Annotated in this window: 28 protein-coding genes and 1 tRNA gene; 20 read left to right on the forward strand and 9 right to left on the reverse strand. The window is 59.5% G+C overall.

The genetic code is table 11. The features are described from left to right. Positions 1-4 precede the first annotated feature (4 nt). From der to ACQRC0_RS00120, 9 genes are all read left to right on the forward strand, one after another. The gene (der, locus tag ACQRC0_RS00080) at positions 5-1339 is read left to right on the forward strand and encodes a ribosome biogenesis GTPase Der (protein ID WP_427726746.1); all 1335 of its coding nucleotides are present in this window, start codon (positions 5-7) and stop codon (positions 1337-1339) included. Beyond that, entirely contained in the window at positions 1332-2015 is a 684-nt protein-coding gene (plsY, locus tag ACQRC0_RS00085; RefSeq protein ID WP_427717425.1) for a glycerol-3-phosphate 1-O-acyltransferase PlsY, read from the forward strand. The genes der and plsY overlap by 8 nt, the downstream gene beginning before the upstream one ends. Positions 2016-2024: 9 nt before the next feature. After that, positions 2025-3032, forward strand: a complete 1008-nt coding sequence (locus ACQRC0_RS00090) for an NAD(P)H-dependent glycerol-3-phosphate dehydrogenase (RefSeq protein ID WP_427726748.1) — start codon at positions 2025-2027, stop codon at positions 3030-3032. A gap of 18 nt (positions 3033-3050) precedes the next feature. Further along, on the forward strand, positions 3051-3722 hold the full coding sequence (gene rpe, locus ACQRC0_RS00095) for a ribulose-phosphate 3-epimerase (RefSeq protein WP_427717430.1): 672 nt from the start codon (positions 3051-3053) through the stop codon (positions 3720-3722). Positions 3723-3728: 6 nt separating this feature from the next. Next, the gene (locus ACQRC0_RS00100; RefSeq protein WP_427726750.1) at positions 3729-4907 is read left to right on the forward strand and encodes a cysteine desulfurase family protein; all 1179 of its coding nucleotides are present in this window, start codon (positions 3729-3731) and stop codon (positions 4905-4907) included. After that, positions 4904-5713: a Nif3-like dinuclear metal center hexameric protein gene (locus tag ACQRC0_RS00105; protein ID WP_427726752.1), complete on the forward strand. Its 810-nt coding sequence runs from the start codon at positions 4904-4906 to the stop codon at positions 5711-5713. Before ACQRC0_RS00100 ends, ACQRC0_RS00105 begins: the two co-directional genes overlap by 4 nt. Beyond that, positions 5710-6429 carry a zinc ribbon domain-containing protein gene (locus ACQRC0_RS00110; protein ID WP_427726754.1) on the forward strand — a complete coding sequence of 240 codons (720 nt, stop codon included), beginning with the start codon at positions 5710-5712 and terminating at the stop codon, positions 6427-6429. The genes ACQRC0_RS00105 and ACQRC0_RS00110 overlap by 4 nt, the downstream gene beginning before the upstream one ends. Positions 6430-6431: 2 nt before the next feature. After that, a complete protein-coding gene (coaBC, locus tag ACQRC0_RS00115; protein WP_427726756.1) occupies positions 6432-7646 on the forward strand; it encodes a bifunctional phosphopantothenoylcysteine decarboxylase/phosphopantothenate--cysteine ligase CoaBC in 1215 nt (404 codons plus the stop codon). 80 nt (positions 7647-7726) lie between these two features. Continuing rightward, positions 7727-7803: transfer RNA gene (locus ACQRC0_RS00120), tRNA-Pro, on the forward strand. A 507-nt stretch (positions 7804-8310) separates the two neighbouring features. Here the strand turns inward: ACQRC0_RS00120 and ACQRC0_RS00125 are convergent. After that, complete coding sequence (locus tag ACQRC0_RS00125; protein WP_427726757.1) at positions 8311-9162, reverse strand: DUF6273 domain-containing protein; 852 nt, start codon at positions 9160-9162, stop codon at positions 8311-8313. A gap of 444 nt (positions 9163-9606) precedes the next feature. Between ACQRC0_RS00125 and ACQRC0_RS00130 the strand changes: the two genes are divergently transcribed. Beyond that, on the forward strand, positions 9607-11799 hold the full coding sequence (locus tag ACQRC0_RS00130) for a hypothetical protein (protein ID WP_427726759.1): 2193 nt from the start codon (positions 9607-9609) through the stop codon (positions 11797-11799). Here the strand turns inward: ACQRC0_RS00130 and ACQRC0_RS00135 are convergent. Next, entirely contained in the window at positions 11754-12020 is a 267-nt protein-coding gene (locus ACQRC0_RS00135) for a DUF6290 family protein (protein ID WP_427726761.1), read from the reverse strand. The genes ACQRC0_RS00130 and ACQRC0_RS00135 overlap by 46 nt on opposite strands. Positions 12021-12395: 375 nt before the next feature. Beyond that, positions 12396-12902 carry a hypothetical protein gene (locus tag ACQRC0_RS00140; protein WP_427726763.1) on the reverse strand — a complete coding sequence of 169 codons (507 nt, stop codon included), beginning with the start codon at positions 12900-12902 and terminating at the stop codon, positions 12396-12398. Between the two features lie 138 nt (positions 12903-13040). Here ACQRC0_RS00140 and ACQRC0_RS00145 point away from each other — a divergent pair, with 138 nt between their 5' ends. Both ACQRC0_RS00145 and ACQRC0_RS00150 read left to right on the forward strand, forming a co-directional pair. Further along, positions 13041-13226: a hypothetical protein gene (locus tag ACQRC0_RS00145; protein ID WP_427726765.1), complete on the forward strand. Its 186-nt coding sequence runs from the start codon at positions 13041-13043 to the stop codon at positions 13224-13226. Positions 13227-13326: 100 nt separating this feature from the next. Next, positions 13327-13686, forward strand: a complete 360-nt coding sequence (locus ACQRC0_RS00150; RefSeq protein ID WP_427726767.1) for a hypothetical protein — start codon at positions 13327-13329, stop codon at positions 13684-13686. A 328-nt stretch (positions 13687-14014) separates the two neighbouring features. Here ACQRC0_RS00150 and ACQRC0_RS00155 read toward each other — a convergent pair whose 3' ends face one another. From ACQRC0_RS00155 to ACQRC0_RS00175, 5 genes are all read right to left on the reverse strand, one after another. Then, positions 14015-14584, reverse strand: coding sequence for a hypothetical protein (locus ACQRC0_RS00155; RefSeq protein WP_427726769.1), 570 nt, complete (start codon positions 14582-14584; stop codon positions 14015-14017). 21 nt (positions 14585-14605) lie between these two features. Next, complete coding sequence (locus ACQRC0_RS00160; RefSeq protein ID WP_427726770.1) at positions 14606-15376, reverse strand: metallophosphoesterase; 771 nt, start codon at positions 15374-15376, stop codon at positions 14606-14608. A 673-nt stretch (positions 15377-16049) separates the two neighbouring features. Further along, a complete protein-coding gene (locus ACQRC0_RS00165; protein WP_427726773.1) occupies positions 16050-16334 on the reverse strand; it encodes a hypothetical protein in 285 nt (94 codons plus the stop codon). Between the two features lie 9 nt (positions 16335-16343). Next, positions 16344-16574 carry a hypothetical protein gene (locus ACQRC0_RS00170; protein ID WP_427726776.1) on the reverse strand — a complete coding sequence of 77 codons (231 nt, stop codon included), beginning with the start codon at positions 16572-16574 and terminating at the stop codon, positions 16344-16346. A 161-nt stretch (positions 16575-16735) separates the two neighbouring features. Beyond that, positions 16736-17440 (reverse strand): DUF6273 domain-containing protein, encoded by a 705-nt coding sequence (locus tag ACQRC0_RS00175; protein WP_427726779.1) that lies wholly within the window; start codon positions 17438-17440, stop codon positions 16736-16738. A gap of 451 nt (positions 17441-17891) precedes the next feature. Between ACQRC0_RS00175 and ACQRC0_RS00180 the strand changes: the two genes are divergently transcribed. The 8 genes from ACQRC0_RS00180 to ACQRC0_RS00215 all read left to right on the forward strand — a co-directional run bounded on the left by ACQRC0_RS00180 (position 17892) and on the right by ACQRC0_RS00215 (position 24796). Then, entirely contained in the window at positions 17892-18140 is a 249-nt protein-coding gene (locus tag ACQRC0_RS00180) for a hypothetical protein (RefSeq protein WP_427726782.1), read from the forward strand. Positions 18141-18142: 2 nt separating this feature from the next. Then, positions 18143-19579, forward strand: a complete 1437-nt coding sequence (locus ACQRC0_RS00185) for a hypothetical protein (protein WP_427726784.1) — start codon at positions 18143-18145, stop codon at positions 19577-19579. Positions 19580-19935: 356 nt separating this feature from the next. Then, positions 19936-20640 (forward strand): CDP-alcohol phosphatidyltransferase family protein, encoded by a 705-nt coding sequence (locus ACQRC0_RS00190; protein WP_427726787.1) that lies wholly within the window; start codon positions 19936-19938, stop codon positions 20638-20640. A gap of 66 nt (positions 20641-20706) precedes the next feature. Continuing rightward, complete coding sequence (locus ACQRC0_RS00195; protein WP_195838557.1) at positions 20707-21141, forward strand: FHA domain-containing protein; 435 nt, start codon at positions 20707-20709, stop codon at positions 21139-21141. Positions 21142-21144: 3 nt separating this feature from the next. Further along, positions 21145-22029 carry a MerR family transcriptional regulator gene (locus tag ACQRC0_RS00200; RefSeq protein WP_154516382.1) on the forward strand — a complete coding sequence of 295 codons (885 nt, stop codon included), beginning with the start codon at positions 21145-21147 and terminating at the stop codon, positions 22027-22029. Positions 22030-22067: 38 nt separating this feature from the next. Then, positions 22068-22598, forward strand: a complete 531-nt coding sequence (locus ACQRC0_RS00205; RefSeq protein WP_195838556.1) for an adenine phosphoribosyltransferase — start codon at positions 22068-22070, stop codon at positions 22596-22598. A gap of 32 nt (positions 22599-22630) precedes the next feature. Then, positions 22631-23752, forward strand: coding sequence for a coiled-coil domain-containing protein (locus ACQRC0_RS00210; protein WP_154516376.1), 1122 nt, complete (start codon positions 22631-22633; stop codon positions 23750-23752). Positions 23753-23929: 177 nt separating this feature from the next. Beyond that, positions 23930-24796 carry a DegV family protein gene (locus tag ACQRC0_RS00215; RefSeq protein ID WP_427726790.1) on the forward strand — a complete coding sequence of 289 codons (867 nt, stop codon included), beginning with the start codon at positions 23930-23932 and terminating at the stop codon, positions 24794-24796. A 73-nt stretch (positions 24797-24869) separates the two neighbouring features. On the opposite strand, the gene ACQRC0_RS00220 is transcribed toward ACQRC0_RS00215, so the two are convergent. Further along, entirely contained in the window at positions 24870-25481 is a 612-nt protein-coding gene (locus ACQRC0_RS00220) for a DUF1836 domain-containing protein (RefSeq protein WP_427726793.1), read from the reverse strand. Positions 25482-25495 lie beyond the last annotated feature (14 nt).

A 25495-nucleotide genomic window follows, 5' to 3' on the forward strand; every position in this document is an offset into this window, starting at 1 on the left:
GCAGATGAAACCTATCGTCGCCGTCGTCGGACGCCCCAACGTGGGCAAGTCCACGCTCGTTAACCGCTTGGCCCAGACCTCGGACGCCATCGTCCATGAGTCCCGCGGCGTAACGCGCGACCGCTCCTACCACACGGCCGATTGGAACGGCCGCGAGTTCACCATCGTCGACACGGGTGGCATCGAGCCGCTCAAGAGCGATGACGTCTTTGCCACGTCCATCCGCGACCAGGCCCTCGCCGCCGCCGAGGAAGCCGCCGTCATCCTATTTGTGGTCGACGGCCGCACCGGCGTCACCGAGGAGGACGAGTCGGTCGCCCGCATGCTCAAGCGCTGCGACAAGCCGGTCTTTCTGCTGGTGAACAAGCTCGACAACCCCGATCGCGAAAACGACAGCATCTGGGAGTTTTATTCGCTCGGCATCGGCGAGCCAACGCCGCTCTCGGCCCTACACGGCCACGGCACGGGCGACCTGCTCGACGACATCGTGGCCCTGCTCCCCGAGGAAGAGGACGAGGTCGCCGATGAGTTCCCCGACGCGCTGAACGTCGCCATCATCGGCCGCCCCAACGCCGGTAAGTCGTCGCTGTTCAACCGTATCCTGGGCGCCGACCGCTCTATCGTGTCCAACATCGCCGGCACGACGCGCGACGCCATCGACACCGTCGTGGAGCGCAACGGCAAGCACTACCGCATGGTCGACACCGCGGGTATTCGCAAGAAGAGCACCGTGTACGAGAACATCGAGTACTACTCCATGGTCCGCGGCCTGCGCGCCATCGACCGTGCTGACGTGGCACTGCTCGTCGTCGACGCCTCCGTAGGCGTTACCGAGCAGGACCAGAAGGTCATGGGCTTGGCCATCGAACGCGGCTGCGCCATCGTCGTTCTGCTCAACAAGTGGGACCTGCTCGACGACGACCGCAAGCGCGAGGCCTGCATGGAGACCGTCGACCGCCGTCTGGGCGTCATGGCTCCCTGGGCCCAGTACCTGCGCATCTCGGCCCTGACTGGCCGTGGCGTCGAGAAGATCTGGGCGATGGTCGACGCTGCCGAGAAGACGCGCTCGCAAAAGATCAGTACCTCGCGCCTCAACACCTTCCTCACCGACCTGCGCGAGTTTGGCCACACCGTGGTGGACGGCAAGCGTCGCCTGCGCATGCACTACGTGACCCAGACGGGCGTCAACCCGCCGACGTTTACGTTCTTCGTCAACCACAGCGACCTGGTCAACGACACCTACCAGCGCTACGTGGAGAACCGCATGCGCTCGACCTTCGATTTTGCCGGCACGCCCATTCGACTCTTCTTTAGGAAGAAGGAGCAAAAGGATGCATAATCCGATTCTGCTGACCGCCATCTGCGCCGTGGTCTCGTTCTTTATCGGAGCGATTCCGTTTGGCCTGATCCTGGGCCGTGTGTTCAACCACACGGATATTCGCAAGGCGGGCTCCGGCAACATCGGCACCACCAACGCCCTGCGCGTAGCCGGTCCCAAGGTCGCCGCGCTCACGCTGCTGCTCGACTGCTTAAAGGGCGCCATCTGCGTCCTTATCGCGCGTCCGCTCATCGCGAGCGTGGGCTATGCCTTCCCGGTGAGCATCATGGCTCCCGGTGCCGCCGGCGACTGGATGCTCGGCGTCATTTGCCTGGCTGCCGTGTGGGGACACATCTTCTCGCCCTACCTCAACTTCCACGGCGGTAAGGGCATTGCCGTGGGGCTGGGCGTCATACTGGCCTGGTACTGGCCCATCGGACTTTCGCTACTGGGCATGTTTATCGTGGCCGTCGCCATCACCAAGTATGTGTCGGTGGGCTCGCTTGCCGCGGCCATCGGTCTTCCCATCGCCGCCTGCGCGGTCTTTCCGTACAGCAGCCTGGGCCTCAAGTTTTGCATGGCGATGATCGGCATCACCGTGGTGTGGGCCCATCGCGCGAACATCAAAAAGCTCATGACGGGTAAGGAATCCAAGCTCTCGTTTACCAAGCGCGTCACCGAGCCCGACGATAAGTAGGAGAGAGTCATGAATGTTGCGCTGATTGGCTCCGGCTCCTGGGGAACCGCCGTCGCCGGCCTTGCCGCCGCGCGAGCCGAGCGCGTGACCATGTGGGCCCACAGCGAGCAGACGGCCGCCGGCATTAACGGTGAGCACCGCAACCCGCGCTATCTGGTGGACTACGAGCTGCCCGGCAACGTCGTCGCCTCCACGGACCTGTCGCGAGCGCTCGACGGTGCCGATGCGATCATCTTTGCCGTGCCCTCCATGCACCTGCGCGACGTGTGCCATCGGGCAGCGCCGTTTATCGATACCGAAACTCCGGTCCTGTGCCTCACCAAGGGCATCGAGCCCGAGTCCGGCATGCTCATGAGCGAGGTCATCGCCAGCGAGATCGGCAACGAGATGCGTGTGGCGGCGCTCTCGGGCCCCAACCATGCCGAGGAGATATGCCGCGGCGGACTTTCCGCCGCCGTCATCGCCAGCAAAGACTCGCAGGTAGGGGAGACCTTTAAGGACCTGCTCCTATCCACGGCCTTCCGCATCTATCTGTCGCAGGACATGACCGGCGTCGAGGTTTGCGGCGCCATGAAAAACGTCATCGCCATCGTGTGCGGCATCTCCGCCGGTACCGGCGCAGGCGACAACACGCTCGCCCTTATCATGACGCGCGGCCTGGCAGAAATCAGCCGACTGGTGCACGCCCGCGGCGGCCAGGCCATGACCTGTATGGGTCTTGCCGGCATGGGCGACCTTATTGCCACCTGCACCTCCGAGCATTCGCGCAACCGCACCTTCGGCTACGAGTTTGCCCACGGCGTATCGCTCGACGAGTACCAGGCGCGCACGCATATGGTGGTCGAGGGCGCCGTCGCCGCCCGCAGCGTGAGCGAGCTCGCCCGTTCGCTGGGCGTAGACATTCCGCTCACCTTTGCCGTGGAGCAAACGCTCTACAACGGTGTTACTTTGGATAGGGCGCTCGAGATCCTTACCGACCGCGTCCCCTCTCAAGAGTTCTACGGACTCACCGACTAGCGCAGAAAGGCTACTACCATGGGTTCCATCAAAATCGCTCCGTCCGTCCTCTCAGCCGACATGGCCAACCTCAAGGGCGAGCTCGACAAGATCGCCGGCGCCGACTATGTGCACTTCGACGTCATGGACGGTCACTTTACCGGCAACCTCACCTTTGGCGTCGAAATCCTCAAGGCCGTCAAGCGCTCCACCAAGGTGCCGGTCGACGCGCACCTGATGGTGTCGAACCCCGACGAGACCGTCGATTGGTATGCCGACGCCGGCGCCGATATGATCACCGTGCACTATGAGGCCTCCACGCACCTGCACCGCACGCTCACACACCTACAGCAGCGCGGCGTCAAGGCCGGCGTGGTACTCAACCCCGCCACCCCCGTCTGCGTGCTCGAGAGCATTATCGAGGTCGTCGACATGGTGCTGCTCATGAGCGTGAACCCCGGCTTTGGCGGCCAGAGCTTTATCCCGGGCACGCTGCATAAGCTCCACGAGCTCAAGGCCATGTGCGAGCGCCACGGTGTGTCGCCCATGATCGAGGTCGACGGCGGCATCTCTTCCAAAAACATCGCCGAGGTCGTCAAGGCCGGCGCCAACGTACTCGTAGCCGGCTCCGCCGTATTTAAGTCCGAAGATCCCGCCGCCGAGGTTGCGCTGCTGCAGAAGCTGGGCAACGAGGCCGCACAGGAGGCATAAACCCTTATGACCGCAGGTCAAAACCGCATACCCGTGAATCTTGACTATGCCGCCTCGACGCCCATGCGCGCCGAGGCGCTCCTTGCGCAGCGCGAGTACGACGAAAGCGAGCTTGCAGGCGTCAACCCCAACTCGCTGCACTCGCTCGGCCGCAAGGCTGCCGCACGTCTGGAGGTTGCACGCCGCGAGATCGCCCGCAGCTTTGGCGCGCGCGTTCGCCCGTCCGAGATCGTCCTAACCAACGGCGGTACCGAGGCCAACCAGCTGGCGCTCCTCGGACTTGCCGAGGGTGCTCGTCAGCGCGATCGTAAGCGCGAGCGCGTGATCGTGTCTGCGATCGAGCACGATTCGATTCTGGACAACCTGCCGCTGCTGCGAGCCGCCGGCTTTACCGTCGACCTGGTGCAGCCCTGCCGTGCGGGCTACATCGAGCCTGCCGAGCTGAGCGACTTGTTGGGCGACGACGTCGCGCTCGTGAGCATCATGGCCGCCAACAACGAGACCGGTGTGGTACAGCCTATTCGCGAGCTTGCCGCGGCTGCGCACACCGCGGGTGCCCTGTTCCACACCGATGCCATCCAGGGCTATCTGCATATTCCGCTCGATGTGACCGAGCTGGGCGTCGATGCTATGACCGTTGCAGCACACAAGATTGGCGGCCCCGTAGCCTCCGGCGCCTTATACCTAAAAAGCCGCACGCCGCTGCGCCCCCGCATCTTTGGCGGAGGACAGGAAGCCGGACGTCGTGCCGGCACGCAGGACCTGCGCACGCAGCTGGCCTTTGCCGCTGCCGCCTCGTCTCTGGCGCCCCATGTGGCTCAGGAGCGCGAGAAGCTGCAAGCCCTTTCCGACAAGCTCTACGCCACGCTTACGGCCAATCCACGCTTTCACGCTACCATGGGCGACTACACGCAGGCCGACCGTCTGCCCGGCATGGTTTCGATCTATATTGACGGCATGGACTCCGAGGAGCTCATCATCAAGCTCGACGCCGCCGGCTTTGAGGTTTCGGCCGGATCGGCTTGCTCGAGCGGCAGCATGGACCCGAGCCACGTGCTCAGCGCCATGGGCATTGGTCGCGAGCAGGCGCTGGGCGCACTGCGCATCTCCTTCGATGACCGCGTGAATCCGAGCGATCTGGACGACTTTGCCCAGACGCTGCTCTCGATCGTAGGTGCCGCATGATCGTCGCCGAGCTCGAGCGCGCCCTGCTGGCACGCTATCCCAAGACGGACGCCGAGCCCTGGGACCACGTAGGCTTATCCGTTGGCGACCCCGACGACGAGATCCGCGGCGTTGCCTGCGCGCTTGACGCTACCAGGGACAACGTGCAGCGCGCCTTGGAAGCCGGAGCCAACGTGTTGCTCACGCATCATCCCGTCTACATCAAGGCGCCCGAGTCGTTTTGCCCGCCCAGCGCAACGCGCCCCCAGTGCAGCGCGGCGCTCTACGAGGCGGCCCGCTGCGGGGTGAGCATTATCTCGCTCCACACCAACCTGGACCGCTCGCACGAGGCACGCATCTGCCTAAGTAAGCTGTTGGACGCCGTGCCCGATAGCTCGCTGGAGCACGTGGACGACCCCGAGTCGACCGGCCTGGGCGCGCTTGCGACACTCAACGACCCGTGCACGCTGTGCGATCTTGCCGCCCGTGCTGCCACGGCCTTTGGCAGCGACCCACGCGTATGGGGCGATGCCGAGCGCCCGTGCCGCACCGTCGCCATTCTGGGCGGCTCCCTCGGCGACTTTGGCGAGCTTGCCATCGCCGCCGGTGCGGATGTCATCGTGACGGGCGAGGCGGGCTATCACGTGGCGCAAGATCTTGCCTTGCGCGGGCTGAGCGTGATCTTGCTCGGCCACGATCGCTCCGAGGAGCCGTTCGTGGATATCTTGATGAACTCTGCGGTTGACGCCGGGGTCGACCCCCGTCATGCGATTAAAATACTGAACCCTTGCCAATGGTGGACTGTGACAAAAGGAGAGAACTTATGAGCGCCGGCGCTACGCTACTCAAGCTGCAACAGATCGATTTGGAGCTCGCCCGCAACAAGAGTGAACTTGCCAATATGCCGGAGCTCAAGGAGCTCGCCTCAAAGCGCAAAACCTATGTAAAGCTTAAGTCCGAAATGACCAAGCTCTATGCTCAGCGCAAGGACCTCGACATTGAGCTGGACGATCTCAACACCACCGAGATCCAGACCAACAACGCCATCGAGGCCGCCAAGAAACGCCACTTCGACGGCTCTGACTACCGCGAGGTCCAGGATCTGGAAAACGAGCTCGCCACCCTGGCCAAGCGACTGGACAAGATTGAGCACACCCGCAAGGATGTCGTTGTCGCCCACAAGGAGGCGCTCGACCGTGAGGCTCGCGCGCAGGCCATCATCGCCAAATTCGAGGAGGGCGTGAAGGCCGACACCAAGGCCGCCCGTGCCAAGGCCGCCGACCTGCAGGCCCAGATTGATGCCGCCACCAAGGAGCGCACCGCGCTTGCCGCCACGCTGCCGACCGACGTGCTCACCGACTACGAGCGTCTACTCAAGCAGTTCCGTGGCCTGGCCGTCGAGACCATCAAGGGCAACATCCCCACGGTCTGCCACACCGCGCTGCAGGCGTCGTCCATGAGCGACCTCAACCACGACGGTAGTGAGATTACGCACTGCCCGTACTGCCACCGCCTGCTCGTGCTCCCCAACAAGGAAGCCTAACAATGACGACGGCACCCGACAATTCAATGCAACTTGAGGGAAAAACGATCCTGCTGGGCATTACCGGCGGGATCGCCGCCTATAAGTCGTGCAATATCGTGCGCCTGCTGCAAAAGCGCGGCGCCCGCGTCAAGGTCGTTATGAGCGAGCATGCCACCGAGTTTGTAGGCCCGCTCACCTTTCGCGCGCTCACGGGCGAGCCGGTCGCTGTAGGTCTGTTCGACGACCCCTCCGACCCCATCCACCATATCTCGCTGGCGCAGGAGCCCGACTTGGTGGTCGTGGCGCCCGCGACGGCCAATATCATCGCCAAGATGGCCAACGGCATCGCCGATGACCTCATCTCCACTACGTTGCTTGCCACGCCGCGTCCTATCGTGGTCGCGCCAGCCATGAACAATGGCATGTGGAAGGCGCCGGCCACGCAGGCCAACATGACCACGCTGCGCGAGCGCGGTGTCCACGTTGTGGGTCCGGGTAGCGGCTACCTTGCCTGCGGCGATGTTGACACGGGACGCATGAGCGAGCCCGAGGACATCGTCGAGGCCGTCTGCAAGCTGCTCGACCCCGCTCCTCAGGACCTTGTGGGCAAGCGCATCGTAATCACCGCCGGCCCCACGTACGAGCCGATCGACCCCGTGCGCTTCATAGGCAACCGTTCATCGGGCAAGATGGGCATCGCCCTGGCGGGGGAGGCCGCGCGCCGCGGTGCCGCCGTCACGCTTGTGCTGGGACCGACATCGCTCGACGTTCCCCGCGGTGTAGCGTGCGTGCGCGTACAAACCGCCGCGGAAATGCTCCAGGCTGCGCTGAGCGCCTTCCAGACGGCCGACGCGGCCATTTGTGCCGCCGCCGTCGCCGACTACACGCCTGCGGCCCCGGCGAACCATAAACTCAAAAAGGCCAACGAGCGCCTGGGTCGAATTGAGCTCGTCGAGACCGTTGACATCCTGGCCGAGCTCTCAAGCCAAAAGGGCGATCGCCGTGTGATCGGCTTTGCGGCCGAGACCGATAACGTCGTGGAGTACGCGCAGCGCAAACTCGTGCGCAAGGGTTGCGATGCCATTATCGCCAACGATGTCTCGCGCGCCGATTCGGGCTTTGGGACCGATACCAACAAGGCCTGGATAGTGAGTACAGCGGGCACGCAAGAACTTCCCGTACTAACAAAACCCCAGCTCGCAGATACAATTTTAGACTTGCTTCAAAATTTGTAAAAAAGTTCTTGCACAAGGACAAAGTTTCGGGTTACTATACTCCCTGTTGCAAGCGAGAGCAGAGCAACAAACAAAAGCTTCGGGACGTGGCGCAGCTTGGTAGCGCACTTGACTGGGGGTCAAGGGGTCGCTGGTTCGAATCCAGTCGTCCCGACCAGAAGTTTGCAGGTCAGGCACCTAGTGCCTGACCTATTTTGTTTTAAACAGTTGCTTAATTTTGATTAAGCAACAGGGTGCCAAAAATCTACCTGAGCGATAATCGCCTATTGCTGCTACTTGCGCGTTTTGCATACGCATGAGTCGATTTATTAACGCGATATGAATCTACATACGCGTAGCTGGTATACAGCCGAGTACAGGCTGTATTTATCGCGGCGATTTACACAGATATAGCGACTGTAACGAACAAGCGTGTCGCTGTATTTATTCCAGTAGTTCACTTGATCGGTGGACAAGTGGGCTGTTGCAACGAAACGCCAAGCGGGATGGACCCCATACGAGGTCGCCGCAAAGATAATGGCGGGGGAGTGCGGCAGACGCTCTGAGAGCCGCTGTATGACCCCATATTTCCTCAACCCGACTACCTGTGCCACGAACCTAAAATAGTTCGTACACTTGCCAAAAGAAAAGCCCGCGCGGGATCGCGCGGGCTTTATGGCTGAGATTAGAAGCAGAAGGCGGGGAACACGTAATAGGCGAACGTCGCGCTGCCGTAATCCAAACCACCGCTGCCACGGACACAGCGGAAGCTCGCGGAGTAGCCCGAACGCACGGAGCGGGTCCAGTGATCAAATCTCGACGAAGCACCGGAATAGCTCGACTTCGTCACGCCCCTGGAAGCGTAATACTCGTACTGGGTGCCGTCGGAGTCTAGATCGCCCCAGACCTCGGTCGAGCTGAGGAGGAAGACCCTGTCGGTCGTGGCCGAGGGAGTGCCGGCGGTGCCTCCGCCCCTGTTATCGGTTAACTTCGTGACGGACTTCATTTTAGACTGGAGCTCGGAGGGCAAAAGCGCCCAGAGGTCTCCGTTATTGAGGCGATCGCGGAGTTCGGACTTCTCCCAGCCGCCAGCGTTGGTGTTCGAAGCGTTTATTCTCTGGGAAGCTAGGGCAGTGTTGGTTGCCTCGAACGTGAGACCCGCCCTGTCCGAACCGCCAGCGAGGTCGTCGTGATTTATGCCGATGATACGGTACTGAAGGGCCTGGCCATTCGTGAGCTTGACCGACCAAACCGTTCCCGCATCCATGGCGCCCTTGGCCTTGGCGTAGACCACAGAAGACGTGCCGTTCTTCGCGATGTCGGTGGCGGCGGCCTTCTGCTCGTCGAGCGTCCAGTCCTTGGCCTCCTTCTGCGCGACGGTCTTCATCGCCTCGCGGTAGGCCTTCTCCTCGGCCGAGATGAAGTTGTCCCCGTCGGTACCGGAGTCGACCGTGTTCGTGACCTGGCTGAACTGGTTACGGATGGCGCCAGCCACGCCGGGACCCGCGAACACGATGACAAGGCCGATGACGGCCACGATCAGGACGTATTCGATAATTGACTGTCCTCGGAGACGGGTACCTCTAGGAGATACCCGTCTCCGAAGGTTCTGCGCCGCTGCATGCATATGCGACACTCCCTTCGTGTAAGGGTTGATATTGCATGCAGGAGCGTACGATGGGGTGATTCGGTCAACCCTCAACGTGCCGCAGCGGCAACCGCATCGACGGTAGGGGAGAAAACCGAGCGTCTTGAATGCAGTCAATTGCCCTCTCAAAGCCTCGCACGGCTGCACCTTGTCGATATAAAGGCGATTGTGGGCGCCACCCTTGTACCGCCCAATATTCGACAATCTTGCTCGAGTTTCCCGCGCCGGGTCTGGCAGCTGTACCAAAGGCATAGAGACGCATGGCTATAATAACGCCCGTATGAGAAACAACGCGATTCGAACTGTCTGTTCGCCCACGAGAAAGAATCGTCCATGAGCATATTCGACAAAGGCTTCGACCCGCTGCAGGAGATTCAGAGGGCCACTAAGACTGCCGGCGAGGCGACGGCCAGGATTGCCGAGGGGGCATCTGGGGTGGCGGTAGCGGCAGGCGCTGCGATCGTGGACGCGGCTACAACGGCGGGCGCGGCAATCGCAGGGGCGGCGGGCGGCGCGAAGGCCGTCCTCGACGAAAAAGAGGCCGAAAGACTTGATGCGGAGAAGGTGGAGTACGCGCCCAAGGTACAGGAAGCCTTGAGGGCGATTGAGGCCACCCGCGCACAGGAGCTACTCGGCTCATTCCAGGAGTCTCCGCTCCCGTTGACGGAAGCCAATGCCGCCAAGGTGAAGTCAGCCTTCCCGATACCGAGGGAACAGACCGTCGTCTGGGCCGACGCCGAGTTCGACCTCAGGCCCAGCGGCATCGCCATGACCGAAAAGGGCGTCTACATCAAGGCAGACGCCGATGCGTTCGCCGTCCCGGGGAAGGAAAAGAGGCAGTCCCGCCTCTTCTACTTCGAATGGGCGTACTTCGAACCCAGCTCCTTCGCCTCCGACGGTGAAGGCAACCTTGCGCTCACCGTCGACGAATCGTGCCGGAGCCAGTTCGTATCCCGCTGCAAGGCGCTCCGTGGCCTCGAGGATGACCGCGCCGCCGGCATCGACAGCGAGCTTGCCGCAGTGGACGATACGGCGGTTAAAGCCGTAGCAGTCGCGGCTGCGGCAACCATCAACAGCAACGGGGAGGTCTTCGTCGAGCAACGGGCCTCGGTCAACAACCCTGCGGGCCACGGAGAACTTGCCGAGGAGGCGAACAGCATCATCGACAGGCTCCAGGGTCACCAGGCCGAGATTCTGGGGAGGGACAACGCGAAGAACGGACCCGACCGAAGTGTCGACGGCGTTCTGATCCAGACCAAGTACTACAAGACGGCACGCGGCTCCCTCGAGGCATGCTTCGATCCGAGCAGCCATCAGTATCGCTACCTCACAGAAGACCGCACGCCGATGCAGCTCGAAGTCCCGAAAGACCAGTACCAGCAGGTGCTCCGCGGTTTCGAGAAGAAGATTAGCCAAGGCAAGGTCCCCGGCGTCAGCGACCCCAGGGACGCCGAGAAGATCGTCCGCAAGGGCAAGCTCACATACGACCAGGCGGTGAACCTCACCAAGCCGGGAACGATTGAATCGGTGGCCTATGACGCCGCGACCGGCGCGGTCACATGCTCCTGCGCGTTCGGCCTGTCGTTTCTGGCGACGACGTTCATGGCGTACAGGGAGACCAAGGACATCACCGGTGCCGTCCAGGCTGGCATCGCCGCCGGCGTCCAGGTGTTCGGCTTGTCCTTCGCCCAGCATATGGTCGTCTCACAGCTCTCCAGAACGGGGCTTTCCAACGCTTTGATGGCGCCCAGCCAGGCGTTGGTCGGCAAGCTCGGATTCAAGGCGTCCGTCACAATCGTCAACGGCCTGCGCGCCCTTACGGGCAAGACCGCCATCAGCGGGGCGGCCGCCTCCAAGCAGCTCGCGAAGATGCTAAGGGGCAATGCCGTCTCGGCAGCGGTGACCCTCGCCGTGTTCTCGGTCCCCGAGACCTACAGGCTCTTCCAGGGCAAGGCAAGTGGCGCCCAGTACGCCCAGAACATGGCATGCCTCGCCACCTCGATCACCGGGGGAATCGCCGGCGCCGCTGCGGCAGGAGTCGCGGCGGCGAAGGTCGGTGCCGCGGCCGGCACGGCGGTGTCGCCCGGCGTGGGGACCGTCGTCGGCCTCGCGGGCGGCATGGTCGGCGGAACGGTCGGCACGGCGGCCGCGGGAGTAGTCGGCGGGATACTGTTCGAAGGCGACAGCGCGTCTTTCGGGCGCTACTTCAGCGCCATGGTGTCGTGCATGGCGGTCGAGTACCTGCTCGACGGACGCGAGATGGACGAGCTGCTTGCTGCCCTAGACGGCGTAAAGCCGGAGGAGTTCAAGGCGCTGATGGAGGAGACGCTCCCATCGCAGTTCCAAGAGGCGGAGGTCCGGGCGTTCCTTGTCCCGATGTTCGATGAGGTTGTGTCGCGCAGGGAGCGCTTCGCGCTTCCCACCAGCAGGCAGATATCCGACGCCCTTGTCAAGATCGAGCAGACGATACGTGCGGACAGTCACTCGGCCTCCACCGCCATGCGCACGACCTCTTCCATCGAGTAGCGGGTACCGTCATCCCCGTCCAAGGCCTCGTTGTAGGCCATGATGTCCGCCATGTCCTCAGCCTTCTCGAGCGCGGCCCTTCTCACGAACTCGGGAAAGGACATGCCCGCGGCGTCCGCATGGCCCTGAATCAAGGCCCTTTCGCCCTCATCGAATTTGATCTCGCAGATCGCCATGGTTGCCCCCGTCAACGCCGCCATCGAAGTGAATCCATTATCCACCCACCGCATACGCCCCGAACTCGAAACGCCGACCAGAATGGGCTCAATACGAGGGAGCCGCAGAGATAATGGCGGGGGAGTGCGGCAGGCGCTCTAAGAGCCGCTGTATGAGCCCATTTTCAACAACTCGATTGCCTGTGCCAAGAACCTCAAATCGTTCGTGCGGTTACCAAGAGCCACCTGCTGCGTGAAGGTGATCTGGTCCCGGAGCGTGTCCGCGGTCGCGCGAGCTGCGGCGAGTTCGACCTTCGCGGCCGGCAGTTTCTTGACAATCGGGATCAAGATGACAGGGGCAGCCTTATACCCGAGCTCTTAGAGCACGGAAGTCATCGCACCGACGGCGACAGGCTTCCATTCCGGGCATCCACCGGACCCCTATGCGGCGGCCTCCCGGTCGGAGTCGTCGGACTGCTTGCCGTATATGGTCGCCCGGCGCATGGCTGCCGCGCTTTTGGCGCATGCAGCGGACACCCCGAAACCGTCCGATATAGCGCACGTCCATGCCTCCTCGCCATCTGTATACGCCTGCTTCACCTCATCTTCCGCGCCGATAGCTGCCAGTATTTCCAAAATCTGTGCTGGATTCTCTTCATGGACAAGGATATCCCGGAGCGGACGGGAGTCTTCTACGGAATCCAGCACATCGAGAAGATGTTTCTGCTGAGACTTATACTTGCCGAGGTTAAACGCGATGGTGCCATACACACTCTTGCCGAACCTCGTAGAGTAGGTGTTGCCGCCAGCGTCGTCATTGATGAGCGCGCTGAGATCGCCTGCCGTCATATTTATTAAGTCCAACATGTCATTTCCTTTCGATATGGGGGTTGTTTTACCGCTTCGGTTGATGCATTGGCCGTCTTCTTGCGGCTTGAAGCGGCTCATAACTTACTATACCCAAATTTTGTCTAGACATAACAGATATATAGTAGCCATAAAAGGGAAGATATTCATGTATAGTATTAAGCGTATTTCTTGGTTGGTTATGTGGTAGCCGCCGGACGCGAGACAAAAGGAGCGACGATGAGCACACGTGAGGGGCTGGCCCAGGTCAGCATGAACGTACCCGATAAACTCTACTGTGAATATAAAAAAGTCCTGAAATCAAGAATCCCGAAGAGCAATACGACACGAGACTTTACCCATCACATGCTCGACGTCGTAAACGCCGCTCGCGCAAAGAAGGGAGAGGGGCCATACGAAGATTAGAGGCCGGTGCGGCGAAAGCCTCAAGGAAAGGAGATTGCTGACATGGATGTGATCGCCGGCAGGCTGAATGACGACGAGCTGTATACGCAGGGGTTTATCTATGACGATGACTGGACCTAGCCCCACCACGGACGAGGAAATCGAGCTGTCCTGTGCCGCCGCCATGCTTCGGCTCGACCGTGTGGCGGTGCAGGCGGTGGTCGAGGATGCCGAGCGCCTAGGCATCTCGATTTACGCCCAGGCGCTCACGTTGTGGTTTCTCGGAGGCGCCGCCGCCGCACGCTATCCAGGACCCACCGAGAATGTGCTCCGGTTCTCGGAATGGATCCTCTCGGGCCGCGGGGCGCGGGAACATATCCGCACGCCGCGCGAGAATGAGCCCGTCGACGATTGGGGGACCCATGAAACTTCGCCTCTTCCCAAGGCCAATCAAGAAGATGACCGTCGATGTGTGCCTTGAGGCCCACATCGCCCGCTTCGGTTTCATCCCATGGGGCCTCCCGTCACTTCCCGACGATGCGGTCGTCGGGACGGTCGAGGAGGCCATGGAGACAGGGGTTCCCTGCGAAGACGGGCCACTGCCGCCCGGATGCATCCCGTGACCGCCTGCAGGAAAGGATTATTTTGGCACTGGGTTTTGGCTCTGGGTTTGCATTGTGTCGGGGGTTCACTTTTTGGGTGCCGTACAGCATGGCGACCGGCGTCATCGAGTCAGCTGGCCGGCGACGCCGGCGGTCGAATTGACTTGAGCACCAAAAAGGGATCCAGCCATCTGGCTGGATCCCTTTTTAATCATAGTCGCCATCGTAGACGAAACCCTCATCCAGGATTTCGTTCATGTAGCGGATTGCCTTCTCGACCGGCCAGTCACCCTGGGCGAGGCCCCAGATCGGCACGGACATGGTCCCGAAGTAATTCACACCCGTCTCGAGAAGGAGCTCCCGCGCTTTCTCGATGTCGGCTCGGAGGAACGCAGACGGGATGAACGCCTGATAGTAGATATCCATGTTCTCCGTGTCCACGGCGAACAGGCCCGCCCGTACCCTCACATCGTTCAACGCATTCGAGAACTCGGTGAAAGCCGCGCACGTGTCGGGTGTCACGACTCTGGGCGACGGAAACGTCGTGGCCATCACGCCGCCGTCCAGGACCCTCATCGAGATCTGCAGGGAAATCCGAGGGTCTTTAATGACGAAATGGGCCTCGTCGTCGGCGAGGACCTGAACCGGCTCGCCGTTCGGGCCGGTAGCCCAGCTCCCGTATACCCTGAGGTATCTTCTGTCGAGTCCGGCCTGATCGCGGGCGATTTTCTCCACGATATCTCGGTCCGTGGCCCTGCCTCCGACTAAGACCTCCATGATGGATACCTCCCCTGCGCCCTAGTGCCGGCCCAGCCCCGGACCCGAGTACCTGCCGGTCTCCGAGTCGTAGGTCAGCACCGCGACCTCGCCGTTCTTCATGACGTTCCCGTCGATGTAGTAATGGCTGGTCCCGTCATGCCAGATACCGCGGTAGCCCGCGATGCCCGAGACCGCCTCGGTGTTGACGTGCCCGGCGATAACGTCGAGGTCGAAGTGCTGCCCGACATACATCGGGGGCATCGACGTGAAAAATTCCCCAGGAGTTCCGGGCTTCCACCAATCGACGCCCGCCTCCTCGTAGATGCCGGCATGGACGAACACCTGCCCGAAAGGCGACTCCCAGTAGTACGGGAGTCGCCTGACCCACCTGATGACGTCACCGTGAGATTTCCTTATGCGCCCCACCGTGTAGCGGTACGCCTCCTCGAAGCGCTTCAGGACGAGGAGGTGCCGCACATGCTCGAACTCATCCGGCTCGAGGAAGGACCTCGCGGTCGCCAGGTTGCTGTCAGCGAGCTTCCACGCCTGCGCGAAGTCGGGGTTGTCCACATTGGACATGTACTCGAGGAGCTGCTCCTCATGGTTTCCGCGCAGCGCGATGACGCGCGCGCCGTAGCGCTCCTGCAGCCCCATGACGGTCCTGAACACCCCGAGCGAGTCGGGGCCCCTGTCGCAGTAGTCGCCGAGGAGGACCAGCATGGAATCCTCGGATTCCATGTCGACAGTCTCCAGGGCCTTCAGAAATGGCTCAAGGCATCCGTGGATATCCGTCATGCAGTAAATGCGCATACATCTGCCTCCTCAGGATTAGTGTCTGGTCGCGGGCGCCCGCTTGCCAAAGACAGAGTACCGCTCTGTCTGACGAAGCGCAGCCCCCAGCGTGAGCAATTTCAGTATAGACGCTCATCAGGACAGCCGAGGACACCCGGTACGCAGGAGGGTGCCACGAGGTGACCTCATCATTCGAAGCGGCACCCCGTCCCAAAACGCATACCGTCCGGCACGACCGACAGTCGAGCCTTGCGCCCCTTTCGAGCAGCGCTGGAACCCCTTGCCGGAACCCACGCAGCCGATGGCAGGGGAATTGAGCCGCGGCCATCGAGGTGCTGACCTAGGGACGGCGCCCTCGTCATCCTCGCAGTGGATGTCGACCACCGCAGCGGGGTATACAGGCGGGGATAGGGCAGTAGCCGGCGGCGGGGACGGCGGAGAAATCCGTCATCGGGAGCCGCCGATCGAAACTCCATGTTGTTGCCGCAGCGGTAAGACCCCATCCGGATTATCACCCGGATTTGCCTTCTAGTGGATATGTCAGATGACGGAGACAGGAGGCAGACCGTGGGCATCAGAAGGAAGTAATTGATATGGGGCGGAGATTTTCTCCGCCCCATATCGTTCTAATGGGTTTTATGCCGATTTGAGGATGTTCACGGCCTATTCGATTGCGGCTAAACGCAGGAACTCAGACTTCTTTATGCCGCTCGTGGCGGCCCGTCAGGGTTCCCGCCCAAGAGCCGGATTCATACTCTGCGCACTCGCGCTCGATGTCCTCGTTCGTGATCACGGTTCCGTTTGCAAGCCTGAACTCCATCGGTGACCTCTCCCGCTCGCCGCCTCGAGCTCCTTCAGCGTCTTCTTGCTCGGCGGTGACACGCCGTCGCACCTTCCCGATGTAGGGGTTCGGAACGCTGTCGGAGAAGTCGACGTTCTCGGGAATCTTATCGGTGCTTACGTCATTTCCTATCATGGATACGCCCTATTGCTCCTCGACGAACCCGCCGTTGAGATAGTACTTGTGCAAGAGGTCGTCCCTTTCCACGGACAATTCCCTCAACGTGCCGTGGAGTTCGTCCATATAGCAATCAAGCAAACGACTGTCGTTCTCCCAGGCATCCAGGAAATCGCGGATGCACTGAGACGAGTCAGCGGGAACCTCGAAGCCCCAATCCTCGGGCTCCTTGATCCTATATCCCTTGATAGTCCTCATGGCCCTGCTCCTCTCCATGCGCCTGTCTGCGGTTACCCATACGGTACTGGAGAGCGCGGTACTCTAGTATTCTACCGTCGCGGTACGGTGATACCGGCTGAAGCGCCAAAAGAAAAGCCCGCGCGTGGTCATGCGGGCTTACCAGCTAGATGCAGATAGGGCTAGAAGCAGAAATCAGGTCTGACACTATTATTAACAGATGAATATGCGGCTTCCAGCTTTGTTTGACTCGAATGCGTAAGGCCTTTTCCCGCCCAACTATTATCAAGGGATCGCATCATACCAGAATCCCAGATCTTAGCGTACTGTTCGCCCTCGTTCTCAAGCCAGGAATAATCGCTTAGGCTCGATACGGGATCACCATAAAGTTCTCGATAGGAAGGAATAAAAACTCGGTCTTCAGTCTTCGAGACAGAAGCCGTTTTAGACATACCGTTATCGTTGTTTGTCCACTTAATTACTGGAACCAGCTTCTGCTGATAGTCTGTTGGGAACAGCTTGAACAGTTCGCCATTGTTGAGATTGCTCCTCAAAGGTGACTTATCCCATGGGCCACGAGCATCTATACGTCCATCAGCGAGTTCCTGATCGAGCTGTAGCGTCAGACCGGCCTTGCCCGAACCGTCCGCGAGGTCATCGTGGTTGATGCCGATGATTCGATAGGTCACAGTCCTGCCATCGGTGAGCTTCATCGGCCACGAAGTGTTCGCGTCCATGGCTGCCTTGGCTTTGGCGTATACGACCGAAAATGTGCCGTTCTTGGCGATGTCGGTGGCGGCCTTCTGCTCATCGAGGGTCCAGTCCTTGGCCTCCTTCTGGGCTACGGTCTTCATCGCTTCCTTATACGCCTTTTCCTCGGCGCTCATGAAGTTGTCTCCGTCGGTGCCGGCGTCGACCGTGTTCGCCACCTGGTTGAACTGGTTTCGGATGGCACCGACCACGCCGGGTCCCGCGAACACGATCACAAGGCCGATGACCGCGATAATCAGTACGTACTCGATAATCGATTGCCCTCGGAGACGGGTCGTTTCAGGAGTGACCCCCCCCGAGGCGAAAATGCCGCTGCATGCATATGCGGCTCCCTTCGCTTAAGGGTTTGCAATACGAGCCGAGCATAGGGCTAATTCAGATTTCTGCACCGGTCTTGCCGCAGCGGCAAAGAGTAATTAGCTCAACGTCTGCGCAGCTTAACCGACCGCTCACACAATCGAATTTGTTGCTCAACAAATTCGCAGGTGAGGACAGTAGAATTGGTGTTATCGAAAGTAACGGAGGACCGCCGGTGTCGAAGCGGGCGGTCGAGAAGAAAGGACGGAAATGAGAATGCTGGAGCTGATAATCCTCATCCTGCCCCTCCTGGCAATCGTCGCCAACATCTGCGGCGTGGCGGAGCTTGTCAAGATCGCCAGAGCCAAGGGGCATTACACCAATGGCGCGGGAATCCTCTGGTTCATCGGCCTTTTCGGCACGGCGCTCATGGTCGGCCTGATCGTCTGCGCACTGCCAGACCGAGCGGCACCGGCGCCCAGCGCAAAAACGGATGAAGATGCCCTGCCCGTGGTGTAGACATGTCAAAGTACAAGATCGTCTACCGCGACGCCAACCCCTCTTGGCAGGAACTCTGCCCCGTCAGGTTACTGGCCGTCCAGGTCTCCAGGGACACCGAGACGGGAGCCTGCTTCCTCCAGACAAAAATCGTCAACGTATCGACGAAACCCATCGGCCGCATAGAGTTCACAGTCGGACTCGAGGGCGAGGGAGGGGAGACGGAGACCGTCGACTTCTCGCTCCTAGATGCCGACCTGCCCGCCGGCGAGGTACTCAGGCCCAAGGCGGTGAGAATCAAGCTGTCTGTTATCACCGGCTCGCGTGCCGTTGTGACCCGAGCGGACGGCGAGACGTCCTTCGGAGATCCGATCGACATCGATAGCCCCGCGCCACTCGCACTCACCGGGGTCGAGGAGTCGGAACGCGATGTCCTGCTCTCCGAGATGGGGGCCGATACCTTCAAATGCTCAGGCGTCCATTCCGAGCACGATGGATGGTGGCAGTGCGGCTGCGGGGCGGTGAACCTCAAGCGCGGCACCTGCTGGAACTGCGGCTCCGTGCGCGAGAAACTGGCGAATCTGGAAGATGCCGCGTTCCTGGATGAATCCAGAAGGGACAGGGTCTACAAGACGAGCGTCGCGATACTCGAGAAGGGCAACAGGAAGGAAGCTGAGGCCGCTAAGGAAAGCCTCGAGAAGTTGGCCGAGCAGGGCTACGGGGATTCGGGCGAGAAGGCAAGAGAGGCCGAAGCGAAGATTGCGAACCTCTCGAAAAGGAGGAAGAAGATAGCCGTCGCGGCTGTCGCTGGCATCGTCCTGCTTGCCGTCATGGTCGCCATCTCGCCCCTGCCTTCCATGCTCGAGACGAAGGCGGACATGAAGGCGGAGCAGGAGATAATCGAGAGCAAGTCGATCGGTCAAACAGTCGAGCTCGGGACCTATTCGGAAGACCTTTCGACCTATAAGGGCACCTCGGTCGCCGGCAGACCAATCAGATGGGTCGTAGTCGACAAGGAGGACGGACGGGCCCTTCTCGTAACCCAGCAGTGCATCGACGAGATGGCGTTCGATACGCAAGGCGACGCAACCGATTTCGAGTCCAGCTCGCTATACGACTATCTGAACGGCAGTTTCAAGGATTACGCCTTCAGCGACGCAGAGCGCGGCCTTATCGACGGAGATGTCACCATCCTCGGCTCCTTCATGGTTTTCGACCGCGCCCCGTCGGAGGATTTCCTGTACGCAACGTCGGTAAAGGGCGGGAACGAAGATGAGGAATGGTGGACCTCTACCGTCGAAGAGTATAGCGGCAGCTGGCTCTACGACGACATTTACTATGACGGTCAGCCTCTGGTAAATTACGTGAACACGTGGGGCGATATCGAATCAGGCGATGACGGGTACGAGCAGGATGAAGTGCTCGGAGTCCGCCCCGCTATCTGGGTCAAATTGAATTAGCAGTCGGTTTTCCCATAGGTTGAATTGCGAAGGCGGCTCCCGAATCATCGGGAGCCGCCTTCATGCGTTCACTTGAACTCGTCAATTGCCATATTTTGGGAAGAATAAGCAATTGCTTATAGCAACGAAGAGTCAACGACTTTCCCGTTCAATACGTCTGCGCAACAAAAACCTGTACAACAGCCTCCAAAAACAACATTTTTCGACATGTTTGGAGGCTGGTGTATACAAAAGCGATAAACATCCCGGCCGATACCGTCCTCCACATGTCTGGACTCTCTATGCTTACGCTGGATAGACGTCGCCAGAACGGGTATAGTATCGAGAGTTTTGTCGTTTACCAGCGGGGGAGTCCTGTGGGCATCAAAAAGAAGATCAAAAAGGAGCTTATCGGCACCTCCGATTACCCGTCGAATAAGATTTTCACGATCTCCAATTTCATTACCTTCACGCGCCTGATCCTCACGCTGGTCTTCCTGTACCTGTTTGTGACGGACAACAACCGTGTCGTCGCCATTGTCATCTATGCCATCGCGGCCTCCACCGACTGGATGGACGGTCAGATTGCCCGCATGACCAAAACGGTCTCGTGGCTCGGCAAGGTTATGGATCCCATCTGCGACCGTGCGCTGCTATTTACAGGCGTTTTAGGTCTCGTGGTTCGCGGCGAGCTTCCCATCTGGGTCTGCGTGCTCATCATCGGTCGCGATATCTACCTGGGCATCGGCACGCTCATCGTGCGCCACTACCACCGCCGCCCCATCGACGTAGTGTTTCCCGGCAAGATTGCCACGGCGCTGCTCATGACCGGCTTCTCGCTCATGCTGCTGGGCTTTCCCACCGTGGACGGCTGGCATCTGCTGCCTGCCACGTTCACGGCCTTCCCGGGCCTCAACGGCAGCTCGGTACCGCTCGGCATCTTTTTTGTGTATGGCGGCGTCATCTTCTCCATGCTCACCGCTGTCATCTATTCCATTAAGGGTGGAGCGGCCATTAAACAGGCTGTTGCGCATCCAGAGGACGAAGACGTCGACTTTCTTAACCCCGAAATCGAAGACTAAGCCATTGGGGTATTATTACGTACAGTTCATTCTTTGCGGCATGTCCGCGTTAAGTTAGGGGTTGTCATGGACAACATGGTTAACAATATGCCTCAAAACGATAAGACTGCCGACGCAACCTGCGTCTTCCGTGTGCCTTCGAGCGACGTTACCGTTCCCGATCTTATGGCGAACGTTCGCATCACCGCCCCCGTTCTGTCTATTGTCAAGGGGCCGCAGACCGGTGCTGCCTTTGAACTCGAGGATGATGTGACCACCATTGGCCGCGATCCGGCAAACGGCATTTTCCTCAATGACATGACCGTATCGCGTAGCCACGCACGCATTATTCGCGAGGGTCTGGCTGCTCGCATCGAGGACTTAGGCTCGCTCAACGGCACGTGGGTTGATGGCGCCATCGTCAATGCCGCCCCGCTGCACGACGGATCTTCCGTCCAGATCGGTACGTTTACGCTCATCTACCACGAGAGCACGCCGGAGCGCATCGAAACCGGTGAGTAGGGCATGGCCGAACGCAACTATCTGAGTATCGGCCAGGTCGTCAATTTACTTCGAGGCGCATACCCCGATCTTTCGAACTCAAAAATTAGATTTCTAGAAGATGAGGGGCTCATCACCCCTCATCGTACGCCTAAGGGGTATCGCCAATACTCCAAGGAGGACGTTGACCGTCTAGAGGTCATTCTGCACCTGCAGAAGACTCGCTACATGCCGCTCAACGTGATCAAGCAACGTCTGGAAAACGCTACAGATCTCTCCACGCTTGCCTACGAGGTGGGTCTGCTGTCCGATGTTCCGCTCAAGACGGAACCAAAGGAAACCAAGCAGAAACTGCACCCCATCGAGACCATTCCGGATATGTTGGGCGTCGAGATCTCGTTTATTCGCTCCTTGGCCGAAAACGACCTTATTCGCATTATCAAGAGTCCGCAGAACCGTGAGCTCGTCGACGGGCGCGATTTTCCGATTATCCGCTACTGTTCCGAGCTGTCACGCTTTCATATCGAGCCGCGAAACCTTCGTCAGTACGTATCATCCGCCAACCGCGAGTCTTCGATGTTCGAGCAAGTGCTCGTGAGTATGCTTGGCATGGACACCTCCGATGACGAACGCGATGCCAAGCTCGAACGCGCGTTTAAGAAGTTACATGACCTCACCGAGGGCGTGCATACTGCGCTGCTCAAAAACCGCGTGTTTGAGTCACTCAACGCCGTAGTCGAGGACGCCGATATCGATGCCCTCGATGAGGAGATCGCACGCTCCGAATCAACCAAAGCCAAAAGCGAAGAGGCATCTGCCTCCGCGGTCCCCGTGCGCGAGGAATCCCTCGTGCAGCCGCTTAAGGTTGTCGCCCCCTCGCACACCGGCACCGCCAGCGCGGACAAATAAACGCTTCTACAAACCAGCCTCCCATGAAAGGTCACACCATGTACGACTTCGAATCTCACATCGTCGACATCCCCGACTATCCCGAGCCCGGAGTCGTCTTTAAGGACATCACGCCGCTCTTTAGCAATCCCGAAGCGCTTAAAGCCATGGTCGACGCGCTAGCGGAGCATTTCTCCGGCATGGGCATCACTAAGGTTGTAGGACCCGAGGCTCGCGGTTTTATGGTAGGCGTGCCTGTTGCCGTGGCACTCGGCGCCGGCTTTGTTCCTGCACGTAAACCGGGAAAACTGCCACGTAAGACCGTTAGCCAGGAATACGAGCTCGAGTATGGAACCGATTCGATTGAGATTCACGTCGATGCCATCAGCTCTAAAGATACCGTGTTGATTCTGGACGACTTGGTCGCGACGGGCGGAACCGTCGAGGCAACAGGTAAACTGGTGCGAGATATGGGCGCAAAGCTCGTAGGTTATGGTTGTATCCTTGAGCTTGCGTTTCTTAATCCGCGCAAGAAGCTCACGCCTTCTAACGAGGACGTTGAGCTCTTTAGCCTGGTAACGGTGGACTAGCCGCTACCCTTAGATACCGGAAAGGAAGCTCCATGCGCACAGCAAACACGCACAAAAACATGGCACGCTGCGCAGCTACGGCAACCCTCGCTTGTGTTTTGGGCTTGGGCCTCGCGGCTCCTGCCTATGCCGATACCGCGTCCGATCTTGCCGCTGCTCGTACCAAACTCGAGCAGATCGGTACGCAAACCCAGCAAATTCATGAAGAACTCTCCGCTCAGACGCAGGAGCTTGATCAGACTGCAGGCGAGATCACGCAAAAGCAGCAAGAGATTGCCGAGGGCCAGGCAAAGCTTTCGAGCTACGTTGCCGGTGAGTACAAGACCGGCGGTCTGAGTCTCCTTCAGGTTCTGACGGGCGTCGACGATCTGGGCGATATGCTCAACCGTTTGTTCTACTACGGCAAGGTTTCCGACAAGCAGGCCCAGACCATTCAGGAGGTCAAGGACCTTAAGCAGCAGCTCACCGATAAGCAGGCCGAGCAGGAGAAGAACGTCGCCGCGACGCAGAAGAAGGTCGACGAACTCAACGCCCAGCAGGCTGAGGCCCAGAGTGTCGTGAACTCCCTGGATTCACAGCTGCAGGCCGAGCTTGCTGCCGAGGCCGAGGCGAACGCCGCGCTGCAGGCTGGCATAAATGCCAGCACCGCCGAAAAGGCCACGGTGAGCAACGACACCGCCGGTACGACCGAGAACACCAACAATGGTGGCGGTACGACCAACAACGGCGGCGGCAACACGCCTGCGCCCGCGCCCGCTCCTGCTCCCACGCCGCAGCCCTCCACGCCCGCCCCGGCACCGGCCCCTTCCGCGCCGAGCCAGTCCGTTGACGGCGGCAGCGTTGTCTCTCGCGCTTATAGCAAGCTTGGTTGCGCTTATTCCTGGGGCGGCATTGGCCCGAACAGCTTTGACTGCTCCGGCTTTGTAAGCTACTGCCTCACCGGCCGCTACTGCCGCCTGGGCACTACCGGCACCTTCATGGGTTGGCCCCGTGTTTCTGATCCTCAGCCTGGCGACGTCGTTGTTAACTCTTACCACACCGGCATCTACATTGGTAACGGCCAGATGATCCATGCTTCCGACTACAGCACGGGCGTTATCATCAGCTCTGTTGCCGCTGGCATGAACAACAATTATATTTTCGTTCGCTATTAAGTCTTTTAACTCAGCTAACGAAAGTGGACCTCGTATCCTTTGGGAGCGAGGTCCATTGTTTTATCTCGACCGCCCATTTTGTGTGTAAACTACAATCTAGTTTTGAATACTAGATATGCGCAGCATCTGTCCAAAAGATAGCTATAATTGTTGAGGAACAACTAGAAAGGACCCTCAATGAGCTGGGCACTCATCTCAGATTCGAGCTGCAATCTTCGCGATTGGCAACCAACCGCACCTCATACCACCTTTGCATTTGCACCCCTTAAGATCCGAGTGGGGGAGCGTGAATTTGTCGACGATCTCTCGCTCGATGTTCACGAGCTTAATGTTGCCATTCAATCGGAATCCAGCGCATCATCGAGCTCCTGCCCAAGCGTAGGGGAGTGGGCTGAGCTCTTTAAGCTCGCCGACAAGACGATCTGCATGCCCATCTCCGAGGGCGTCTCGGGAAGCTACAATGCCGCGGCCACTGCGCGTGACATGGTGCTTGCCGAAGAGCCCAATCGTAAGATTCACCTGGTTAATTCGCGCGCAGCAGGCGGCAAGATGGACCTGATCTTCTTACTGTTTGATCGCTATCTTGCAAGTAAACCGGATGCCTCCTTTGAGGAAGCCTGCGCCTACTTCGATAGCTTGGAGCAGAACAGCAAGATCCTCTTTAGTTTATGCAATTACGAAAACCTTGCGAAGGCCGGACGTATCCCCAAGGCGGCCGGTGTTATTGCCAACAAGCTCAACATCCGCATTTTGGGCACGGCGAGCGAAGCGGGCGAAATTGAACTCGTTGGGCATACGCGTGGCGAAAAGAAGATGCTCACCAAGATTGTTGACACCATGGAGGCCGAGGGTTTCACGGGCGGCGAGGTCATCATCGATCACGTTGAGAACGAAGCTGGAGCCCAGGCGCTTGCCGACCGCATTGTGGAGCACTGGCCAGGCTCCAAGACTATCATCATGCCCTGCAACGGCCTAGATTCCTATTACGCCGAGATGCATGGTCTCATCATCGGCTACGGCATGGGCATGGCTTCGGGCCAATAAAGCTCAACCAAGCAAAAACGCGGACGGGACAAAGTGACTGATGGCTCTTTATCCCGCCCGCGCTATACGTCGCCTAGCTATTAAACCCATTGAACTTGAGGTAGCTCATCAGGTACGCCTTCGAAACGAAGGACGATACCGCACTACGTACGAGCAGCGATTCGCGCGTAACCTGATGTGCGGTATCGGGCACGGGAGTCTGCTCAAGGGAAAAAGCCGCACGAATCGATGCCTCAAGTTGATCGACTACATAATCGAAGGCCGTCGGAGCGTCGTAGCTCAAGCGCTGAATATTAAAGAGCGCCTGAACCGCAGCGATGGGCAGCACCTGCTTAAAGATACAAATGGCAATGAGACGCGCAATCTGCTCGCGGCCATACTGCTTTTTAACCGGAGCAGGAACGAGACCGACCTTTACGTAGTTATTGATCATCGAAGGCGTGATAACGGGCTGCTCTACGCAAATCGAAAGCGGCTCCATCCACAGTGCAACATATTCAATAACCTGATCGCGATAGAGCGTTACGTTGGGCAGCTGGTCATAGCGTGGCAGGCTCAACGCATTGAGTTTACCCACCATATCGGACTGAATAAATGCATCCGGCAGCACCGTCGGCTGAATATCCTCCGGCTTAATGCTGACCGATGTATCGGACATCGGGATAACATGTTTGACGTGGTTCATAAGAGGCCTCCGTT

Source organism: Collinsella sp. SGI.033 (assembly GCF_050315135.1).
GTDB lineage: Bacteria > Actinomycetota > Coriobacteriia > Coriobacteriales > Coriobacteriaceae > Collinsella.

What these genes read in the sequence shown, in the direction of transcription:
- ACQRC0_RS00160 (WP_427726770.1), bottom strand. Translation starts at nt 15,376, where the DNA reads ATGCGCATTTACTGCATGACGGATATCCACGGATGCCTTGAGCCATTT.
- ACQRC0_RS00150 (WP_427726767.1), top strand. Translation starts at nt 13,327, where the DNA reads ATGACGATGACTGGACCTAGCCCCACCACGGACGAGGAAATCGAGCTG.
- ACQRC0_RS00215 (WP_427726790.1), top strand. Translation starts at nt 23,930, where the DNA reads ATGAGCTGGGCACTCATCTCAGATTCGAGCTGCAATCTTCGCGATTGG.
- ACQRC0_RS00200 (WP_154516382.1), top strand. Translation starts at nt 21,145, where the DNA reads ATGGCCGAACGCAACTATCTGAGTATCGGCCAGGTCGTCAATTTACTT.
- ACQRC0_RS00155 (WP_427726769.1), bottom strand. Translation starts at nt 14,584, where the DNA reads ATGGAGGTCTTAGTCGGAGGCAGGGCCACGGACCGAGATATCGTGGAG.
- ACQRC0_RS00220 (WP_427726793.1), bottom strand. Translation starts at nt 25,481, where the DNA reads ATGAACCACGTCAAACATGTTATCCCGATGTCCGATACATCGGTCAGC.
- ACQRC0_RS00175 (WP_427726779.1), bottom strand. Translation starts at nt 17,440, where the DNA reads ATGAGCGCCGAGGAAAAGGCGTATAAGGAAGCGATGAAGACCGTAGCC.
- ACQRC0_RS00180 (WP_427726782.1), top strand. Translation starts at nt 17,892, where the DNA reads ATGAGAATGCTGGAGCTGATAATCCTCATCCTGCCCCTCCTGGCAATC.
- ACQRC0_RS00195 (WP_195838557.1), top strand. Translation starts at nt 20,707, where the DNA reads ATGGACAACATGGTTAACAATATGCCTCAAAACGATAAGACTGCCGAC.
- ACQRC0_RS00130 (WP_427726759.1), top strand. Translation starts at nt 9,607, where the DNA reads ATGAGCATATTCGACAAAGGCTTCGACCCGCTGCAGGAGATTCAGAGG.
- ACQRC0_RS00205 (WP_195838556.1), top strand. Translation starts at nt 22,068, where the DNA reads ATGTACGACTTCGAATCTCACATCGTCGACATCCCCGACTATCCCGAG.
- ACQRC0_RS00210 (WP_154516376.1), top strand. Translation starts at nt 22,631, where the DNA reads ATGCGCACAGCAAACACGCACAAAAACATGGCACGCTGCGCAGCTACG.
- ACQRC0_RS00165 (WP_427726773.1), bottom strand. Translation starts at nt 16,334, where the DNA reads ATGATAGGAAATGACGTAAGCACCGATAAGATTCCCGAGAACGTCGAC.
- ACQRC0_RS00100 (WP_427726750.1), top strand. Translation starts at nt 3,729, where the DNA reads ATGACCGCAGGTCAAAACCGCATACCCGTGAATCTTGACTATGCCGCC.
- plsY (WP_427717425.1), top strand. Translation starts at nt 1,332, where the DNA reads ATGCATAATCCGATTCTGCTGACCGCCATCTGCGCCGTGGTCTCGTTC.
- ACQRC0_RS00185 (WP_427726784.1), top strand. Translation starts at nt 18,143, where the DNA reads ATGTCAAAGTACAAGATCGTCTACCGCGACGCCAACCCCTCTTGGCAG.
- ACQRC0_RS00170 (WP_427726776.1), bottom strand. Translation starts at nt 16,574, where the DNA reads ATGAGGACTATCAAGGGATATAGGATCAAGGAGCCCGAGGATTGGGGC.
- ACQRC0_RS00090 (WP_427726748.1), top strand. Translation starts at nt 2,025, where the DNA reads ATGAATGTTGCGCTGATTGGCTCCGGCTCCTGGGGAACCGCCGTCGCC.
- coaBC (WP_427726756.1), top strand. Translation starts at nt 6,432, where the DNA reads ATGACGACGGCACCCGACAATTCAATGCAACTTGAGGGAAAAACGATC.
- ACQRC0_RS00145 (WP_427726765.1), top strand. Translation starts at nt 13,041, where the DNA reads ATGAGCACACGTGAGGGGCTGGCCCAGGTCAGCATGAACGTACCCGAT.
- ACQRC0_RS00110 (WP_427726754.1), top strand. Translation starts at nt 5,710, where the DNA reads ATGAGCGCCGGCGCTACGCTACTCAAGCTGCAACAGATCGATTTGGAG.
- rpe (WP_427717430.1), top strand. Translation starts at nt 3,051, where the DNA reads ATGGGTTCCATCAAAATCGCTCCGTCCGTCCTCTCAGCCGACATGGCC.
- ACQRC0_RS00105 (WP_427726752.1), top strand. Translation starts at nt 4,904, where the DNA reads ATGATCGTCGCCGAGCTCGAGCGCGCCCTGCTGGCACGCTATCCCAAG.
- der (WP_427726746.1), top strand. Translation starts at nt 5, where the DNA reads ATGAAACCTATCGTCGCCGTCGTCGGACGCCCCAACGTGGGCAAGTCC.
- ACQRC0_RS00140 (WP_427726763.1), bottom strand. Translation starts at nt 12,902, where the DNA reads ATGAGCCGCTTCAAGCCGCAAGAAGACGGCCAATGCATCAACCGAAGC.